The organism is Streptomyces sp. NRRL B-3229 (assembly GCF_000719505.1).
In the GTDB taxonomy this organism is placed as follows: domain Bacteria; phylum Actinomycetota; class Actinomycetes; order Streptomycetales; family Streptomycetaceae; genus Streptomyces; species Streptomyces griseorubiginosus.
This window is the reverse complement of sequence record NZ_JOGP01000003.1, coordinates 26,586-42,986: the sequence shown is the minus strand read 5'-3', so window position 1 is coordinate 42,986 and position 16,401 is coordinate 26,586. Positions and strand designations below refer to the sequence as shown.

At 72.4% G+C, this 16,401-nt stretch carries 17 protein-coding genes and 1 pseudogene; 5 read left to right on the top strand and 13 right to left on the bottom strand.

Translation table 11 applies throughout. The features are described 5' to 3' along the window. Window positions 1-117 precede the first annotated feature (117 nt). Both IF54_RS0105135 and IF54_RS0105130 read left to right on the top strand, forming a co-directional pair. A complete protein-coding gene (locus IF54_RS0105135) occupies window positions 118-783 on the top strand; it encodes a TetR/AcrR family transcriptional regulator (RefSeq protein ID WP_030314941.1) in 666 nt (221 codons plus the stop codon). A 126-nt stretch (window positions 784-909) separates the two neighbouring features. Further along, window positions 910-2,250, top strand: a complete 1,341-nt coding sequence (locus IF54_RS0105130; RefSeq protein WP_030314940.1) for an MFS transporter — start codon at window positions 910-912, stop codon at window positions 2,248-2,250. A gap of 78 nt (window positions 2,251-2,328) precedes the next feature. Here the strand turns inward: IF54_RS0105130 and IF54_RS0105125 are convergent, their stop codons facing one another. Both IF54_RS0105125 and IF54_RS0105120 read right to left on the bottom strand, forming a co-directional pair. Further along, complete coding sequence (locus IF54_RS0105125; RefSeq protein ID WP_030314938.1) at window positions 2,329-2,739, bottom strand: VOC family protein; 411 nt, start codon at window positions 2,737-2,739, stop codon at window positions 2,329-2,331. A 122-nt stretch (window positions 2,740-2,861) separates the two neighbouring features. After that, window positions 2,862-3,311 carry a PPOX class F420-dependent oxidoreductase gene (locus tag IF54_RS0105120; protein WP_030314937.1) on the bottom strand — a complete coding sequence of 150 codons (450 nt, stop codon included), beginning with the start codon at window positions 3,309-3,311 and terminating at the stop codon, window positions 2,862-2,864. Window positions 3,312-3,468: 157 nt separating this feature from the next. Here IF54_RS0105120 and IF54_RS0105115 point away from each other — a divergent pair, with 157 nt between their 5' ends. Continuing rightward, window positions 3,469-4,728 carry a serine hydrolase domain-containing protein gene (locus IF54_RS0105115; protein ID WP_051735333.1) on the top strand — a complete coding sequence of 420 codons (1,260 nt, stop codon included), beginning with the start codon at window positions 3,469-3,471 and terminating at the stop codon, window positions 4,726-4,728. Here IF54_RS0105115 and IF54_RS0105110 read toward each other — a convergent pair. From IF54_RS0105110 to ribA, 5 genes are read right to left on the bottom strand one after another with little or no spacing between them, the layout of a single operon-like run. Beyond that, the gene (locus IF54_RS0105110; RefSeq protein ID WP_030314933.1) at window positions 4,688-5,860 is read right to left on the bottom strand and encodes a saccharopine dehydrogenase family protein; all 1,173 of its coding nucleotides are present in this window, start codon (window positions 5,858-5,860) and stop codon (window positions 4,688-4,690) included. The two genes, IF54_RS0105115 and IF54_RS0105110, sit on opposite strands and share 41 nt — an antisense overlap. Beyond that, complete coding sequence (locus IF54_RS0105105; protein WP_030314931.1) at window positions 5,853-6,917, bottom strand: saccharopine dehydrogenase; 1,065 nt, start codon at window positions 6,915-6,917, stop codon at window positions 5,853-5,855. Before IF54_RS0105105 ends, IF54_RS0105110 begins: the two co-directional genes overlap by 8 nt. Further along, complete coding sequence (locus IF54_RS0105100; RefSeq protein ID WP_030314929.1) at window positions 6,914-8,047, bottom strand: NAD(P)/FAD-dependent oxidoreductase; 1,134 nt, start codon at window positions 8,045-8,047, stop codon at window positions 6,914-6,916. The genes IF54_RS0105105 and IF54_RS0105100 overlap by 4 nt, the downstream gene beginning before the upstream one ends. Then, window positions 8,044-8,382 (bottom strand): hypothetical protein, encoded by a 339-nt coding sequence (locus tag IF54_RS39420; protein WP_030314926.1) that lies wholly within the window; start codon window positions 8,380-8,382, stop codon window positions 8,044-8,046. The genes IF54_RS0105100 and IF54_RS39420 overlap by 4 nt, the downstream gene beginning before the upstream one ends. A gap of 45 nt (window positions 8,383-8,427) precedes the next feature. Beyond that, window positions 8,428-9,087, bottom strand: coding sequence for a GTP cyclohydrolase II (gene ribA, locus IF54_RS0105090; protein WP_030314925.1), 660 nt, complete (start codon window positions 9,085-9,087; stop codon window positions 8,428-8,430). Between the two features lie 38 nt (window positions 9,088-9,125). Between ribA and IF54_RS40930 the strand changes: the two genes are divergently transcribed. Next, a complete protein-coding gene (locus tag IF54_RS40930) occupies window positions 9,126-9,953 on the top strand; it encodes a creatininase family protein (protein ID WP_078851881.1) in 828 nt (275 codons plus the stop codon). Window positions 9,954-10,069: 116 nt separating this feature from the next. Here the strand turns inward: IF54_RS40930 and IF54_RS43230 are convergent. The 5 genes and pseudogenes from IF54_RS43230 to IF54_RS0105060 all read right to left on the bottom strand — a co-directional run. Further along, window positions 10,070-11,245, bottom strand: a pseudogene (locus tag IF54_RS43230) (lysylphosphatidylglycerol synthase transmembrane domain-containing protein); the annotation flags it as partial. Continuing rightward, a complete protein-coding gene (locus IF54_RS0105075; protein WP_030314921.1) occupies window positions 11,242-12,249 on the bottom strand; it encodes a class I SAM-dependent methyltransferase in 1,008 nt (335 codons plus the stop codon). The gene IF54_RS0105075 and the pseudogene IF54_RS43230, both read right to left, overlap by 4 nt. Continuing rightward, complete coding sequence (locus tag IF54_RS0105070; RefSeq protein ID WP_030314918.1) at window positions 12,246-13,430, bottom strand: glycosyltransferase family 4 protein; 1,185 nt, start codon at window positions 13,428-13,430, stop codon at window positions 12,246-12,248. The genes IF54_RS0105075 and IF54_RS0105070 overlap by 4 nt, the downstream gene beginning before the upstream one ends. Beyond that, on the bottom strand, window positions 13,427-13,825 hold the full coding sequence (locus IF54_RS0105065; protein WP_020123858.1) for a 6-pyruvoyl trahydropterin synthase family protein: 399 nt from the start codon (window positions 13,823-13,825) through the stop codon (window positions 13,427-13,429). Before IF54_RS0105065 ends, IF54_RS0105070 begins: the two co-directional genes overlap by 4 nt. Before the next feature lie 116 nt (window positions 13,826-13,941). Then, window positions 13,942-14,922, bottom strand: coding sequence for a 3-hydroxyacyl-CoA dehydrogenase NAD-binding domain-containing protein (locus IF54_RS0105060; RefSeq protein ID WP_030314915.1), 981 nt, complete (start codon window positions 14,920-14,922; stop codon window positions 13,942-13,944). 121 nt (window positions 14,923-15,043) lie between these two features. Between IF54_RS0105060 and IF54_RS0105055 the strand changes: the two genes are divergently transcribed. Then, window positions 15,044-15,823 carry a CDP-alcohol phosphatidyltransferase family protein gene (locus IF54_RS0105055; RefSeq protein ID WP_020135587.1) on the top strand — a complete coding sequence of 260 codons (780 nt, stop codon included), beginning with the start codon at window positions 15,044-15,046 and terminating at the stop codon, window positions 15,821-15,823. Window positions 15,824-15,904: 81 nt separating this feature from the next. On the opposite strand, the gene IF54_RS0105050 is transcribed toward IF54_RS0105055, so the two are convergent. Continuing rightward, window positions 15,905-16,354, bottom strand: coding sequence for a GNAT family N-acetyltransferase (locus IF54_RS0105050; RefSeq protein ID WP_030314913.1), 450 nt, complete (start codon window positions 16,352-16,354; stop codon window positions 15,905-15,907). Window positions 16,355-16,401: the final 47 nt, after the last annotated feature.

Below are 16,401 nucleotides of genomic sequence, written 5' to 3'. Positions count from 1 at the left end.
AACGTCACTAATGTACGAACCAGTACGTTAGCTATATCAGCCGGACCGCCGCCGGGGAAGGGTTCGCCCGCGCCTTCTAGAATCTGCGGCACCGGCCGCACTTCCCGAAGGGACCCGATGACCACCGTCGACGAACCGGCACGACCGCACGGGCGGATCCGCGACGCGGCCCGCACCCGGTCCGAGATCCTGGACGTGGCCACCCAGGAGTTCGCGCGAGCCGGCTACGACGGTGCCCGGGTCGACGAGATCGCGGCCCGCACCCGCACCACCAAGCGGATGATCTACTACTACTTCGGCGGCAAGGAGCAGCTGTTCACGGCCGTCCTGGAGCGGGCGTACGGCGTGATCCGCGAGGCCGAACAGGAGCTGGACGTCGAGCACCTGGACCCGGTCGCGGCGATCCGGCGCCTCGCCGAGGTGACCTTCGACCACCACGAGCAGCACCCCGACTTCATCCGCCTGGTCAGCATCGAGAACATCCACGGGGCCGAGCACATCGCCGCCTCCGAGAAGCTCGGCCGCATCGGCTCCCCGGCGCTCGACGTGATCCGCCGCATCCTGGCCTCGGGGCAGGAGTCCGGGCTGTTCACCGCCGACGTGGACGCGGTGGACCTGCACGCGATGATCAGCTCGTTCTGCTTCTTCCGGGTGGCCAACCGGCACACCTTCGGGGCGCTGTTCGGCCGCGATCTGGTCGCCCCGGAGCAGCGCGAGCACTACCGCGCGATGCTCGGGGACATGGTCATCGCGTACCTGACCGCGGACCGCGTCGCGGACTGAATCCCTCCGCCCGGGACTCTTGACACGCGGGAAACGCGGGCGCAACATCCTCGGACAACCGCTACTAACTACCCAGTGCGTTAATTAGCTGGGTAGCTCCCGGAGTCCCCCCGAAGGAGCACCGCCGTGTCCGTCCCCGCCGACGCCGTCGGGCAACCGAAAAAGGCCGCCACCGCCGCCTGGATCGGCAGCGCCCTGGAGTACTACGACTTCTTCATCTACGGCAGCGCCGCCGCCCTGATCTTCCCGAAGGTGTTCTTCGACGAATCCGACCCGGCCACCGCGACCCTGCTGTCCCTGGCCACGTTCGGGGTCGCCTACGCGGCCCGGCCGATCGGCGCGCTCTTCATGGGGCACTTCGGCGACCGGGTCGGCCGCAAGAAGATCATGGTCTTCACGCTGGTCCTGATGGGCCTGTCGACCTTCCTCATCGGCTGTCTGCCGACCCGCCACCAGGTGGGCACCCTCGCCCCGGTCCTGCTGGTGCTGTGCCGGGTGCTCCAGGGCATCTCGGCGGCCGGTGAACAGGCCAGCGCCAACTCCATGAGCCTGGAACACGCGCCACCGCACCGGCGGGGCTTCTTCACCAGCTTCACCCTCAGCGGCACCCAGGGCGGACAGCTGCTCGCCACGCTGGTCTTCCTGCCGGTCGCCGCGCTGCCCGAGGACCAGCTGCTGTCCTGGGGCTGGCGGGTGCCGTTCTGGCTGAGCGTCGGGGTCGCCGTGGCCGGCTTCGTGATCCGCCGCAAGCTGGCCGAGACCCCGGCGTTCGAGCGGCAGGCCGCCGCCGCGGGAGTCGTGAAGCTGCCGTTGGCGGTGCTGATGCGGGAGCACTGGGCGGATGTGCTGCGGGTGATCGGCGGCGCGGTCATCGCCTCGGTGTCCACGATCTTCACGGTGTGGGCGCTGGCGTACGCCACGAGCGACGCGGTCGGGATGAGCCGTTCCTCGATGCTCTGGGTGGGCGCGCTGGCCAACCTGGTCGCGCTCGCCGCGATCCCCCTGTGGGCCACGCTCTCGGACCGCATCGGCCGGCGCCCCGTCTTCCTGATCGGCGCGGTGGGCAGCGCGGTGATGATGTTCCTGTACCTGTGGGCGGTCTCCACGGGTACCTACCCGCTCATCCTGCTGCTCGGCATCGTCACGTTCGGCGTCGTCTACAGCGCGGCGAACGGGGTCTGGCCGTCCTTCTACGGGGAGATGTTCTCCACCAGGGTCCGGCTGTCCGGGATGGCGATCGGCACGCAGATCGGCTTCGCCGTGGCCGGTTTCGCGGTGACCTTCGCGGCGCAGATCGCGGGTCCCGACGGGACGGACTGGTCGTCGGTGGCCCTGTTCACGGCGGCCCTGTGCGTCCCCCCGGTGATCGCCGCGCTGACCGCCCGCGAGACCCACGAGGTCGCCACGGAGGACCTCGGCTCCCGCACCCCCGGCGAGGCCCCGCGGCCGGAGACGGTCACGGCCTGACCCTACGAGGACGTCCCGCCGGGCCCCCGGACGCCGTCACGGCTCCGGGGGCCCGGCCGCGCTCCCACCCGTCGCCTCCTACGTGTTGCTCCAGCTCCGGGAGCACAGCACCAGGCGGTATCCGTCCGGGTCCTCGACGGTGACGCCCCACTCGTTCCAGTAGGGGTTCGGCGAGGGCACCCTCTTCCCGCCGTGCGTCTCCAGGCGGGCCACCAGGTCGTCCGGTACGGGCCCGTCGACGTAGACGACCAGCAGGTCCTCCTCGGTGGGCCGGGGTTCGACGGGCCGGCCCTGTTCACGGACGAGTTCCAGGTGCCAGCCGGCGTCCGGCCAGCCCAGCATCAGCAGGTCGTGCTCGCCAGGTTCGGCACCGCCCTCCGCACGCCAGACGACCCCCAGCCCGAGCCCCTCGACCCAGAACCGCTCGGCGGCCGCGAGGTCCCGGGAAGGGCGGGCGATGCGGATGTGACTACGGCCGTTCACGGGCATGGTGACCTCTTCGCGCGGTGTCGGTGTGCGGGCCAGCGTAGGCAGCCGGCACCGCCCGGCGCATCGGCCTTCCGCCCTGCGCCCCGGGACGTAGGACGCCCCCACCGCGCGGCCGGCCGGGCTCAGCCCTGGTCGCCCCTGGCCGGGATCCCGTACGCCCGCTCCACCCGCAGGCGCAGCACCAGGCGCCCGTCGCGGACCATCGCCGCGCGGTAGTCGTCCCAGTCCGGGTGCTCGCCCTGGACGTCGCGGTAGAGGCGGATCAGTTCCTCGACCGTGTCGTCGTGGGGGTCCTTCGCCACCGGGGTCAGGTCGGCGGTGCCCTCGGCGACCGTGTAGGCCCAGCGGTCCGGTGTCGTCACGTGGTACGAGGCGCGGGGGTCCCGGCGCAGGTTGCGGGTCTTGGCGCGGTCGTCCGTGAGGGAGATCCGGATGATGCGCTCGTCGGGGTAGTAGGCGTGGGTGACGTTCGACAGCTGGGGGCGGCCGTCGCGCTTGAGCGTGGTCAGTACCCCGCCGTGGCCCTGCGAGAGCAGCCGGAGCAGTGCGTCCTGCGTCGCGTCCTGAGTCATACCACGATCAACCCGCCCGCCCGCACCCGGCATTCCCGTCACAGCCGTTACCCGCCGACCCGCGGCCGGTCACGGTTTCCTGAGCGAAGATGATGTCTGAGGGCGGTCCGGAGCGGGTATCCGGTCCGCGCCTCGACGGACGTGACGGAGGAGAACGATGGCACAGCTGCGGCAAGAGGTCGATCCCGGTGAGGTGGGGCTGGACGAGAAGGTCCTCGACCGCCTCGACCAGCACTTGGCGCACTACGTCGACGAGGGCCGGATGCCCGGCTTCCTGGTCTGCGTCTCCCGGGGTGGCCGCGTCGCGCACCTCACCGTCCACGGCCGGCGCGACCTCGCTGCCGGACTGCCCGTCGAGACCGACACGCTGTGGCGGATCTACTCGATGACCAAGCCGGTCACCGCGGTCGCGGCCCTGCTGCTGGTGGAGGAGGGGCGGCTGTCCCTGGACGACCCGGTCGCCGACCACCTCCCGGAGTTCGCCGAACCGCGCGTGTACGTGGACGGGGCCGGTGACACCCTCACGACCCGCCCGGCCGACGGTCCGATACGGATCCGGCACCTGATGACCCACACCGCGGGCCTGACCTTCGCCTTCTACCACTCCCACCCGGTCGACGCGCTCTACCGCGAGGCCGGTCTGGACTCGTCGGTGCTGCCCGGTTCGACCCTCGCCGAGACGGTCGCCGTGTACGCGGGCCTGCCGCTCCAGTTCGAGCCGGGCACGCAGTGGAACTACTCGGTCGCCTCCAATGTGCTGGGCCGGGTCATCGAGATCGTGTCCGGCACCTCGCTCGACGCCTTCTTCGCCGAACGGATCTTCGGCCCCCTCGGGATGACCGACGCCGGTTTCTGGGTGAGCGAGCAACAGGCGCACAGACTCTCGGAGTTGTACGGCGAGAAGGACGACGGCACGATCGAGCCGGTCCCCGGACTGCCGCTGAAGGGCCGCCCCCGGCTGCTGTCCGGCAGCGGCGGCCTCGCGGCCTCGGCCCACGACGTGCACCGCTTCGCGGAGATGCTGCGCCGCCGGGGCGAACTGGACGGAACCCGGCTGCTGTCCGCCGAGACGGTCGGCCTGATGACCTCCAACCACCTTCCGGGCGGCGCCGATCTGCGCGCGTTCGGCACCAAGCCCGCCCATGACGAGCCCGGCAACGACGGCCTCGGCTTCGGTCTCGGCGTCTCCGTGGTGATCGACCCCGCCCGCACCGTGGCCCCCGCGGGCCTCGGCACCTTCGGCTGGAGCGGGGCCGCGTCCACGACCTTCTGGGTCGATCCGGTCCGCGATCTGAGCGTGCAGTTCTACACCCAGGTCCGGCCGAAGACGCTGAAGGTCTTCCCCGACCTGAAGCGTCTGGTCCACGAGGCGGTCGTCAGCCAGCCCCGTCGGCCTCCTGGTCCACCCGCAGCGTGAAGTGCAGGCCCGCCCGGGCCAGTTCGCCCAGCCACTGCCGCGAGCGGGCGGCCGTCTCGGCGGCGCGGTTCAGGCCCGCCGGCAGGGTGCCGTCGAGAATGTGGCCGATGCCCAGGGCGAGGGTGCGGGAGACGCAGCGGGCCATCGCGCTGTCGTCCTCGTCGCCCACCGTGTCCAGGAGGTAGCCGCCGGACCAGGTGCGGCCGTCCTCCGCGCGCGCTTCCAGGGAGACGACGAGCACGACCCGGTCGCGGTCGGCGTCCGTGGTCGGATACCTGGCCGCCAACTCCTGGGCCAGGGAAGCGATCCGGGCGTCGTCGCCGGTCCGCAGCTCCTCGAAGACGGGCTCCCAGGCGCGCAGCCAGCCGTCGAGCCGCAGGGTTCCGCGCACGAAGGTCCGCGGCGTCCACGCGTCCGGCAGCCCGTACTGCTCGACGAAGGGCACGCTGTCGCGGTTGGGGTAGACCTCGAAGGTCTCGCCGTCCACGACATGGCGCCGGGTCGCCTCCCAGGGGCGCTCGACGGTGGTGGGGGTGCCGTCGTCGAGGTAACGGGCGGGCGAGCGCAGGGCGTTGAGGACGCCGAGCGGGGCCCAGCTGAAGCGGTACCTGAAGTCGTTCGGGACGGCGGGGACACCGCCGCAGTAGGAGGTGAGGGCGTACGACGCCGGTGTCGTGTCGCCGATCGCGGCGCCGGCCCTGGCCACGAGGTCGTGTGCGAAGAGGTGGTCGATCCCGGGGTCGAGTCCGGCCTCGGTGAGGACGACGACGCCGGCCTTCTGCGCCTCCGGCACGCGTTCGAGCAGGGCGTCGGACACATAGCTGGAGCAGGCGAAGTGGGCCCGCTCGCGCACACAGGCGGCGAGGAGGCCGGGGTGCTCGGACGCGGGCAGCATCGACACCACGACGTCCCCGGGCGCCAGTTCGGCGGCGAGCGCGGCCGGCGTGTAGGCACGGGGCACGGCCCGGCCGTTGAGCCGCAGTCCCTCGAGGGCCTGTTCGGCCCGTTCCTCGGTGCGGTGCCACAGCAGCACACGGTCGGCGGTGTCGCACAGTGCGGCCAGACCGCTGCCGGTGGAGAGTCCGGCGCCGATCCAGTGCACGGTGCCGGTCGCGGGAACCGGGTCAGACACGGCGGGCCTCCCCTTCCTCGATGCCGAGTTCACGGCACGCCTGACGGAACCGCTCCAGACAGCGCCCCCACGGCCCACCGGTGCCGAACTCCAGCAGCAGGGGCAGCAGCGAGCCGGAGAAGCCGGTGCTGGACTCCTCCGGGAGCAGGGACGGCAGGTTGTCGATGGCGATGAGGTCGAGCGGGGGCTCCTTGTGGAGCCGGCGGACCGGCTCGGTCCACTCGGTGACGCGGTCGTAGACCGGCAGGACGTTCAGCGGGGAGCCGACGTCGCAGGTGACGTCGGAGAGGGTGCGCAGTCTGCGCGCCGGGTCGTCCAGGTCCTCCTCGCGGACGAAGGGCGGGACGGGGCTGGTGGCGAGGACGCAGTTCACCAGGAGGTCGTGGGCGAGCAGGGCGGGCCGGTCCAGGTTCCTCGTCTCGTCGAGGTCCCAGCAGGTCGGGTCGAGTCCGGCGGCCCGCAGCGCGACGCGCGCGCCCCGGCCGCTGCGGCCCAGGGCGCCGACCACCAGCGCCGTGAACTCCTCGTCCCCGGCGACCGGCCGCAGCACCTCCTCCAGCTCCTGCTGCGAGGTCGGCGTGAGAGGCGCGGTCAGCCTGCCCCGGTGCTGGAGGACGGCCAGGGCGGCACCCAGATAGCCGGCCCAGTAGCCGAACGCGGCGAGCCTGCGGCCCTGGTCGTCGACCAGGTACTCCAGGTCGAGGAGCGCCCCGCCCCCGGCGGCGAACCGGCGCAGCAGTTCGGGGGCACCGGGCTGCTGCTTGTAGGCGTGTCCGAAGTAGACATGACGGTGAGTCAGGGCGCCGGGTTCGTCGGGGAGTTCCTTCAGGCCGACGACCACCGCCTCCCGGGGCGCCTCGGCCACCCATGAGCCCGCGGGGGCGACCGCGCAGCCGGCCGCCTCGTACTGCTCGATCGGGAAGATCCGCTGCGGGGACGCCTCGACGGTCAGCGTTGCCCCGGCCTCGACGAGGCGCCGGGCGTCGGACGGCACGAGGGGCGTGCGCCGCTCGGTGGAACGGACCTCGTGGCGCAGCCACAGGTGGAGCTCGGTCATACGCGGTTGGCCTCCGGGCGCGGGGCGTCGGCCGCGAACCGGCCGGCGCTGAGCGGGCTGATGTCCACGAAGGGTACGCGGCCCAGGTACAGGTCGCGGACGACCTCGCCGACGGCCGGTCCCTGGAGGAAGCCGTGGCCGGAGAAGCCGGTCGCGTACAGGAAGCGGGAGACCGAAGTGGCCTCGCCGATCAGGGCGTTGTGGTCGGGGGTGATCTCGTAGAGGCCGGCCCAGCCACCGGTGCGGCGCAGGTCGAGGAGGGCGGGGGCGCGGTGGGCCATCGCCTCGGCGAGGCGGGGGATCCAGCGGTCGTGCGTCGCGGTGTCGAAGCCGGGTCTCTCGTCGGGGTCGGACATGCCGAGGAGGAGGCCGGGGCCCTCGCCGTGGAAGTAGAGGCTGCTGGTGAAGTCGATGGTCATGGGCAGGTCGGGCGGCAGTCCCGGCACCGGCTCGGTGACCGCGATCTGGCGGCGCAGCGGCTCCACCGGCAGGTCGACCCCGACCATCGCACCGAGGGCCCGCGACCAGGCTCCGGCCGCGCAGATCACCGTGTCGGTGGCGATCCGGCCCTTGGTGGTGACCACGGCCGTGATGGTGTCGCCGTGGAGTTCGACGCCGGTGACCTCGGTGTGCCGCAGGATCGTCGCGCCGTGGCGGCGGGCGTCGGCCGCGTAGCCGTGCACCACCGACTCGGGGGTGCAGTGGCCGTCCTCGGGCGAGAAGGCGGCCGCGAGCAGGCCGTCCGTGGTGATGAGCGGGGAGAGCCGCCGGGCCTCGGCCGGGTCGGTCATGCGGCTCGGGACGCCCAGGGAGTTCTGGAGCTCGACGCTCGCCTCGAAGGAGGCGACCTCCTCCGGCGTCGACAGCAGGAAGAGATAGCCGACCCGGTGCAGTCCGATGTCCTGCCCGGTGTCCCGCTCGAAGCGCCCGAACGCCTCCAGGCTGCGGGCCCCGAGGCGGATGTTGAGCTCGTCGGAGAACTGCGCCCGCACCCCGCCGGCCGCCTTGGAGGTGGAGCCGGAGGCGAGTTCGTCCCGCTCGACGAGGACCACGTCCGGTACGCCGGCCCGGGCCAGGTGGCGGGCGATGCTCGTGCCCATGACCCCGCCGCCGACGACGACCACGCTCATGCGGCCTCCCCCTGTGCGGCCCGCAGCACGGCCCGGGCGGCGCCCCCGTCCTGGATGCCGACGCCGGCGGCGTGGGCGGTGTGCTGCCCGGCCGCCGCGTTGCCCGGATCGACACTGCCGGACTTCGCGACGGCCCCGGAGTCGGCGGAGAGCCGGGAGACGTACGCGAAGGCCACGCTGTCGTCGAAGCGGCTCGGATGCATGATCTTCGCCGGCGGGTCGGCCGCCCCGGAGCCGAGCGCGGTGAAGGCCGCGCGCTGCGAGGCGGTGGCCGCCTCCACGTGGAGCAGGCGGGCGACCTGTGCTCCGGAGAGGAAGAGGACGTCGTCGGTCATTCCCTCTTCCTGTCCGGATTTCCCGGCCCGGAATCCGTCCGGCGATCAGGACAGGTGGGCCACCGCGTCCAGATGCGGCAGGACGTGGTCGAGCCGCTCCCGCTTGGTGCGCAGATAGGTGATGTTGCTCTCGCACGGGGTGATCAGCAGCGGCACCGTCTCGGTGACCTCGATGCCGTGCCGCTCGAGGGCCTCGCGCTTGCGCGGGTTGTTGGACATCAGCCGCACCGAGTTCACGCCCAGGTCGTGGAAGATCCCGGCGGCGACGCCGTAGTCCCGGGAGTCCACGGGCAGGCCGAGCGCGAGGTTCGCCTCCACGGTGTCCAGGCCCTCCGCCTGGAGCGCCATCGCACGCAGCTTGGCGAGCAGGCCTATCCCCCGGCCCTCGTGGCCGCGCAGGTACACGACGATCCCGCTGCCCGCCTTGACCACGGCCCGCAGCGCGGCGTCGAGCTGGTCGCCGCACTCGCAGTGCTGGGAGCCGAACGCGTCACCGGTCAGGCACTCGGAATGCAGCCGGACGAGAACGTCCTCCGAGCCGATGTCCCCGTGCACCAGGGCGACTTGTTCGTCACCGCGGTCGTGATCGAGGTAACCGACTGCCTGGAATTTCCCGTACACGGTGGGCAGCGGGGCATTCACCACGCGCTCCACACCCGTACGCTGTGGTGCCTTCTTGCCGAGTACGCCAACTTTGTCTGTCATGATCTGGTTCCTAAGCAGAGACGAAAGGCCGAGAAAAGATGAGTGGTTCGGAAATACGGTCGGCGGCGTACGGTCTGTTGCCGACGGACACTACGGAAGACGTACGGACACGAGGGGCGGGCGTCTCAACACAGGTCGCCGTCCTTCCGGTCGGAAGCTTCGAACAGCACGGTGCGTACCTTCCGCTCGCGACCGACACCCTCGTCGCCTGTGCCGTCGCGCGGCAGATCGCCGCGGCGTACCCGGTGCACCTCCTCCCCCCGGTGACGATCTCCTGCTCGCACGAGCACGCGGCCTGGCCCGGGACCGTCAGCATCTCCTCCGTCACCCTGCACGCGGTGGTTCGGGACATCGCGGACTCGCTGCGCCGCTCGGGCGTCGAGGCCCTGGTGGTGGTCAACGGGCACGGCGGCAACTACGTGCTGGGAAACGTCGTCCAGGAGGCGTCCGCGCGCGGGGAGCGGACGGCGCTGTTCCCGGCCGCGGAGGACTGGGAGGCGGCCCGGCTGGACGCGGGAGTGGTCACCTCGCTGCTCACCGACATGCATGCGGGAGAAATCGAGACCTCCATTCTTCTGCACGCGCACCCCGAATCGCTCCGCCCCGGTTACGAGACCTCCGATTTCATCGCGGACGACCGTCGTCATCTCCTCACCCTCGGTATGTCCGGTTACACCGATTCCGGTGTCATCGGGCGCCCTTCGCTGGGCTCCGCGGAAAAAGGGAAAGCGTTGCTGGAGAGCCTCGCGGCTTCCTTCGGAACGTATTTCTCGATGCTGACCGAATCCGGCACCGGGGCCGAATCCGGGGCAGAATCCGAGGCCGGTACCGGATCCGATGCCGGTACCGCGTCGGACGCCGAGTAGGGCTTCTCCGCCGGGCGCAGCAGCCCCTGGTACCAGCGGACGACCAGGACGGCCGCGCCCGGCAGGCTCGCCACGAAGCTGAGGACGCCGTAGACGATCGCGGTCGCGAGCCCGGCCTGCGCGCCGAGGCCCGTCGCGGCGAACGCCCAGGCGGTGACGCCCTCCCGGGGGCCGAACCCGCCGATGTTCAGGGGCACTCCCATGGCGAGCAGGGCGAGCACGGCCAGCGGCAGCAGGACGGCCACGGAGGCGCCGGAGCCCGCGATACGGGCGGCGAGCACGAACATGCCGAGGTGGCCGGCGAGGACGGCGGCCGAGGACAGCGTGACGCCGGGCCAGTTGCGGCGGAACAGCAGTGCCTCGCGCGCCTCGGCGAGGGTCGCGCGCAGGGCCCGGCCCCGGCGCGAGGAGGGGGCCCGGTTCATGCGCAGGGCCGCGACGACGGCGAGCGCGCCCAGGCCGGCGAGGCCGAGGACCGGGGCGAGCTGAAGCGCGTCGGCCTGCACCGGGGACGGCATGGTGAGCAGGACGGCACCGCCGACGAGAGCCAACGCGATCTGGCCCGCGGCCCGTTCGAGGACGACCGCGCGCACTCCGCGGCCCATGTCCCCGGCGCTCTGTCCGTGCCGTACCGCGCGGTGCACGTCGCCGAGGACGCCGCCGGGCAGGGCCGCGTTCAGGAACAGGGCCCGGTAGTAGTCGGCGACGGCGGGGCCCAGCGGCAGCCGGATGCGCAGGCCGCGGGCCACCAACTGCCAGCGCCAGGCGCTGAACGCGGTGGTCAGCACACCGATCGCGAGTGCCGCGAGCAGGGCCGGGGTGTCGATCCGGCGCAGTCCCTCGACGAAGACGCCGGTGCCCAGGCGCCACAGCAGCACGGCGAGGATGGTGACACCGGCGACCGTGCCGAAGTGGGTGCGCAGGGCGCGGGAGTCGAGGACGGAGCGCAGGGCGCTGCGCCACCGAGGGGTGTGCGCGGGGCGGGGCCGGGGCCCGGTCACGATCACGCCGATGCGGTCCCCGGAGACGGCCGCGGCGGCACGCAGGTCGGCGGCGGACTCACCGGCCGCTTCGAGAATCTCCGCGCGGGCCACCAAGGCGTCTGCGCGGGCCGTGAGCACGTCGTTGCCCGTCTGGAGCACTTCGGTGCGCAGGGTGAGGGCGCGGTGGGACACCGTCGCGCACTCCCGGGAGCCCGCCGTGTCACGGTCGGTGCTCCGGACCGGCAGGCTCGGCCGTCCGGCCTTCGTCGCGTGCCGCTCGCCGGCCGGTCGCACCGTCTCCACGCTCATGACGCTCCGCCCGTCGGCCGGGACAGCGCCAGCAGGTCGCTGTGGTGGACGACGACGTGCAACTCGCCCGCGCGGCACGCCTCGAGCCGGTCCTGGAGGTAGCGCTCGGCGCGTTCCTTCAGCTCGGGCCGCTCCTCGACGGCGGCACCGACCCAGCCACGCAGCCACTGCACGGTGAGCGCGGAGTCGGCGGGACCCAGACGCCAGGCGCTCGGGTGCAGCCGTACCGTCGCGCCCCGGTCGGAGAACGCCTCGCAGGCGGCGGTGATGGCGTCCGGGCCGAGCAGTCCGCCGCGCCGCTGGTGGGCGTTGAACGCGTCGGCGATCTCCTCGTCCAGCGGGTCCGCCGGGCTGAGTTCGACGCGGCCGGCCACGGACAGCGTGAGCAGGGCCGGGCAGCCGGCGCCCGTGCAGGCCGCGGCGAGGGTGTCGATCTCCTCGCGGGTCAGGACGTCGAGGAGCGCGGAGGCCGTCACCAGGGAGGCGCCGGCGAGGGCGTCCGGGGTGAGCAGGCCGACGTCGCCGCGGCGGGTCTCGACGGTGACCCGGCTGCCGTCGGCGGCGGAGCGCGGGGAGGCGACGGCCGCGAAGTGCAGCAGGTAGGGGTCCCGGTCGTGCAGGATCCAGTGCTGGGGGCCGTCCAGGCGGGGCGCGAGCCAGCGGCCCATCGAGCCGGTGCCGCAGCCCAGGTCGTGGATGACGAGTCCCGCCTTGCCCGGCAGGTTGGCCAGCCGGATCCGCAGCGGGTCGATCAGATCCCCGGACCGGGCGGCCGCATCGGGGCCTTCCCGCAGCTCCAGCCACTCGGGCGCGTACCGGGGGGCGTCGTCGGGACCGACGTCCCTCAGCCGTACGGTGGGCCGCTCACCGGGACGGACACTGGGTCCGGCACCGGGGATGACCGTTTCCGTGTCGGACGGGACAGCAGGCTTCACCGACGTCACCTCTCGAGGGCCCGGCTGTGCCGGGATCTTCCCGCTCTCCTTGGTCGCCGTCTTCCTCATGCCGCCCTCCTGGGTTCGTTCGGCAGTCGGCCGAGCACTCCGGCCAGGCTGCGGGCCGTGGTCGCCCAGCCGTCCAGGGCGGCCCGCCGGCCCCGGGCAGCCGCCTTGAGCCTGCGTCGTACGTCCGCCTCGCCGAACCAGCCGCGCAGTTCGGCGGCGAGGGCGGCGGGGTCCTCCGGGGGGACGAGGATGCCGGGCACCCCGCCGTCGGGGGCGCGGCCGACCGCCTCGGCCACTCCGCCGACGTCGGTGGCCAGCACCGGGATGCCGCGAGCGAGGGCCTCGGTGACCGCCATGCCGTAGGTCTCGGCGTAGGAGGTGAGGACCATCAGGTCGGCGGCGGCGTAACTGGCGTCGAGCTCGGCCCCGGCCTTGGGTCCCGCGAGGTGCAGGCGGTCCTGGAGGCCGTACCGCTTGATGAGCATCCGCAGGTGGGCGACGTACTCGGGGTCCTGGGTGATCCCGCCGACGCACACACAGCTCCACGGCAGGTCCTGGGCGCCGGCGAGGGCCTCGATCAGCCGGTGCTGGCCCTTGCGGGGCGTCACCGCGGCCACGCACAGCAGCCGGGACACGCCGTCGGTGCCGGAGGCGAGGGGGGCGATGTCGGCGCCCGGGGTGGCGACGTGGACCCGTTCGGGAGCGAGGCCGTGGTGCGAGACGAGTCGCCGTACGGCCCAGTCGCTGGTGGCGACGACGGCGGGCACGGCCCGCAGCACCTCGCGCTCCTTGGCGTCGAGTTCGAGGGCGAGCCCGGGTTCGAGGCCGGTCTCGTCGCCGAGCGGCAGGTGCACGAGGACGACGAGGCCGAGGCGCTCCGCCTCCGGGACGATGATCTCCGGGACCCCGCAGGCGACCAGGCCGTCGATGAGGACGACGGTGCCGTCGGGCAGGTCGCGCAGGGTCTGGGCCAGTTCGGCGCGGGCCGCCGCTCCCGGGCGGGGCCAGCTGCCGGCCACCGCGTGCCGCTCGACCTGCCAGCCGAAGCCGGGCAGGTCCAGGCAGACCCGCCGGTCGTAGGCGTTGCCGCCGCTCGGCGCGGTCGGGTCGTCCACGCCGCCGGGCATCACGAAGTGCACGGAACGCAGGGACATCGGGATGATCTCGGCCTTCTTCAGGGCGGCGTGCTGCACGGGCACGTAGTCCAGCGTGGCCGCCCGCCCGGTGGTCAGGTCGGTCACAGGGCACGCTCGTAACTCGCCCAGGCGACATGCGACTCGTGCAGGGTGACGGTCAGTCCCGCGAGACCCTTGGCGCCCTCGCCGAGAGCGCCCTTCTCGATACGCTCGGCGAGCCGGTCCGCGATGACCTTCGCCAGGAACTCCGTGGAGGTGTTGACTCCGGCGAAGTCCGGTTCGTTGTCGAGGTTTCTGTAGTTCAGCTCGCTGACCACGGCACCGAGCTCCTGGGTGGCGAGGCCGATGTCGACGACGATGTTGTCGTCGTCCAGCTGTTCGCGCCGGAACGTGGCGTCCACCAGGAACGTCGCTCCGTGCAGTCGCTGCGCGGGGCCGAAGACCTCGCCGCGGAAGCTGTGGGCGATCATGATGTGATCGCGGACGGTGATGCTGAACAACGGACGACCCTCCAGGTGCGGCGCGTCTGGTCCTCCGGCTGATCCCTGCCGGGGGATGCCGTGTAGTACGGCTCTCCGCGTCCCCTTGTTCAGCCGGATCTCACTCTTTTCTCAGGTCAGGCGGTCTTGCCGTACCTCACGAGGTGACAGAGGGCCGGAATCTCCCCACTGGCCAGCAGGGGCATCACCTCCGGAAGTTCTTCGAACGCGCTTTCCCCGGTGATGAGGGCGTCAAGCCTGGGATCGGCGAGCAGTTCCAGCGCGAGGGCGAGCCGGCCGTCGTAACCGCGGTGGGCGCGGGCCGGGGAGACGGTGCCGACCTGGCTGCTGCGCACGGTCAGCCGCCGGGAGTGGAAGGCCTCGCCGAGCGGCAGGCCGACGCGGCGGTCGCCGTACCAGCTCAGCTCGACGACCGTGCCCTCGGTCCTGAGGAGTTCCAGTGCGCGGGCGAGGCCCTGTTCGGTGGCGCTGGCGTGGACGACGAGGTCGCAGTCGCCGAGGGCGTCCGCGGGGGACGCGAAGCCGACACCGAGGGCCTCGGCGGTCTCGGCGCGGGCCGGGTCGGAGTCCACCAGCTGGACGCGGACGCCGGGGAAGCGGGCGAGAAGGGCGGCGACCGAGCTGCCGACCATGCCGCCGCCGACCACCGCGATCCGGTCGCCGATCAGGGGGGCCGCGTCCCACAGGGCGTTCACGGCTGTCTCGACCGTGCCGGCGAGGACGGCCCGTGCGGGCGGCACGTCGTCCGGTACGACCGTCACGGCGCTCGCGGGCACTACGTACCGCGTCTGATGCGGGTGCAGACAGAAGACGGTCCTGCCCCTCAGCGCGGAGGGGCCCTCCTCCACCACGCCGACACTGAGGTAGCCGTACTTCACCGGTCCGGGGAAGTCGCCCTCCTGGAAGGGTGCCCGCATGGCCGCGTGCTGGCTCTCGGGCACCTGGCCGCGGAACACGAGTGTCTCCGTGCCCCTGCTGACTCCCGAGTAGAGCGAGCGGACCAGCACCTCGTCCTCGCCGGGGGCGGGGAGGGCGACCTCCCGCAGCTCGCCCTCCCCCGGCGAGCGGAGCCAGAACGCGCGTGCGGCGGCCTTCATCGAAACCCTCCTGAACGATCGGGAACCCGTGCACGTACCTCGTCACGTAACCGAGGTGTGCACAGGCCGCGCACAGTACGCGGCCTTGATCGACTCTGTCATCTGGCCGGAGGAATCAGCGGTGGCCCTGAACAACACTTACGAAGCAAGGCTGGTCCAGCAGGAGACCGCTGTGGGAGCGGGCGTTCAGATCCTGTTGCTGGCTCTGCTCGGCACGGCGATCGGCATGGGGCCGGCGGGCTGGCTGACCGGCCTCGCCTTCGCCGTCGCCACCTGGGCCGTGCTCTCCAGGGCGCTGCACCGCACCCGGCCGCGGTCCTTCGGCCCGGCCAACCGGGTCACGCTCGGCCGGGCCACCCTGGTCGGCGGAGTGACGGCCCTGGTCGCGGACTCCTTCCAGGACTCCCCGCCGGTCACGCTCTTCGTCGGCCTGACGGCGGTGGCGCTGATCCTCGACGGTGTCGACGGCAAGGTGGCCCGGGCGACGGGCACCTCGACCCCGCTGGGCGCGCGGTTCGACATGGAGGTCGACGCGTTCCTGATCCTGGTGCTCAGCGTGTACGTGTCGATGTCGCAGGGTCCGTGGGTGCTGCTGATCGGCGGCATGCGCTACGGCTTCGTGGCGGCGGCCCGTGTCTGGAACTGGCTGAACGCCCCGCTGCCGCCGAGCATGGCCCGCAAGACGGTGGCCGCGCTCCAGGGGATCCTGCTGCTGGTGGCCGCGTCCGGGTACCTGCCGTTCGCGGCGACCTTCGGGGTGGTGGCACTGGCCCTCGGGACCCTGCTCTGGTCGTTCGGCCGGGACGTGCTGTGGCTGTGGCGCACGCACCGGGCGGACCAGGCGGCGGTGGAGGAGCTGCTGGAGCTGGTGCCGGCACGGCGGCAGGTCGTGGCTTCCTGAAGCGGGGCCTTGATCTGAACGGGGTCTGCTCTGAACGGGGCTCTGCTCTGAATGGGGCTTCAAGAGGGGCTTGAAGGGGGCTCAGCCCTTCAGGGGAACCCGGTACACCGTCGACTCCCGCTGTCGGAACCCCTGGCGTTCGTACAGCCGGTTGGCCGCCGCCCGGTCGGGGCGCGAGGTGAGGTCGACGGTGCGGGCCCCGGCCTCGCGGGCGAGCCTGATGGCCTCCCTGATCAGCAGTCCCGCGACACCCTGACCGCGGGCCGCGTGATCGACGATCACGTCCTCGATACGGGCCCGCAGACCCGCGGGCGCCGGGAACATGACGAGGGTGAGGGTACCGACGACCGCCCCGCCCGACGCCCTCGCGATCAGCATGGTGTTGGCGTCACAGGCCAGGATCCGGTCGAGCGCGGCGAGGTCGAGTGCCTCGGCGGTCGAGGACAGCTGGGGCAGCATCCGCGCGAAGGCGTCGACGAGTTCCTGCCCCGCCGCCTGGACGATCTCCACGTGGATGTCCTGAGTCTCCATGGGGGGACCTTATCGCCGGGGAGCCTGTGCGGGCGCCGGGTGAGGTT

Excerpts from the sequence above, each read along its gene's own strand:
- IF54_RS0105135 (WP_030314941.1), top strand. The coding sequence starts at position 118 with ATGACCACCGTCGACGAACCGGCACGACCGCACGGGCGGATCCGCGAC.
- IF54_RS0105125 (WP_030314938.1), bottom strand. The coding sequence starts at position 2,739 with ATGCCCGTGAACGGCCGTAGTCACATCCGCATCGCCCGCCCTTCCCGG.
- IF54_RS0105120 (WP_030314937.1), bottom strand. The coding sequence starts at position 3,311 with ATGACTCAGGACGCGACGCAGGACGCACTGCTCCGGCTGCTCTCGCAG.
- IF54_RS0105115 (WP_051735333.1), top strand. The coding sequence starts at position 3,469 with ATGGCACAGCTGCGGCAAGAGGTCGATCCCGGTGAGGTGGGGCTGGAC.
- IF54_RS0105105 (WP_030314931.1), bottom strand. The coding sequence starts at position 6,917 with ATGACCGAGCTCCACCTGTGGCTGCGCCACGAGGTCCGTTCCACCGAG.
- IF54_RS0105100 (WP_030314929.1), bottom strand. The coding sequence starts at position 8,047 with ATGAGCGTGGTCGTCGTCGGCGGCGGGGTCATGGGCACGAGCATCGCC.
- IF54_RS39420 (WP_030314926.1), bottom strand. The coding sequence starts at position 8,382 with ATGACCGACGACGTCCTCTTCCTCTCCGGAGCACAGGTCGCCCGCCTG.
- ribA (WP_030314925.1), bottom strand. The coding sequence starts at position 9,087 with ATGACAGACAAAGTTGGCGTACTCGGCAAGAAGGCACCACAGCGTACG.
- IF54_RS40930 (WP_078851881.1), top strand. The coding sequence starts at position 9,126 with ATGAGTGGTTCGGAAATACGGTCGGCGGCGTACGGTCTGTTGCCGACG.
- IF54_RS0105075 (WP_030314921.1), bottom strand. The coding sequence starts at position 12,249 with ATGAGGAAGACGGCGACCAAGGAGAGCGGGAAGATCCCGGCACAGCCG.
- IF54_RS0105060 (WP_030314915.1), bottom strand. The coding sequence starts at position 14,922 with ATGAAGGCCGCCGCACGCGCGTTCTGGCTCCGCTCGCCGGGGGAGGGC.
- IF54_RS0105050 (WP_030314913.1), bottom strand. The coding sequence starts at position 16,354 with ATGGAGACTCAGGACATCCACGTGGAGATCGTCCAGGCGGCGGGGCAG.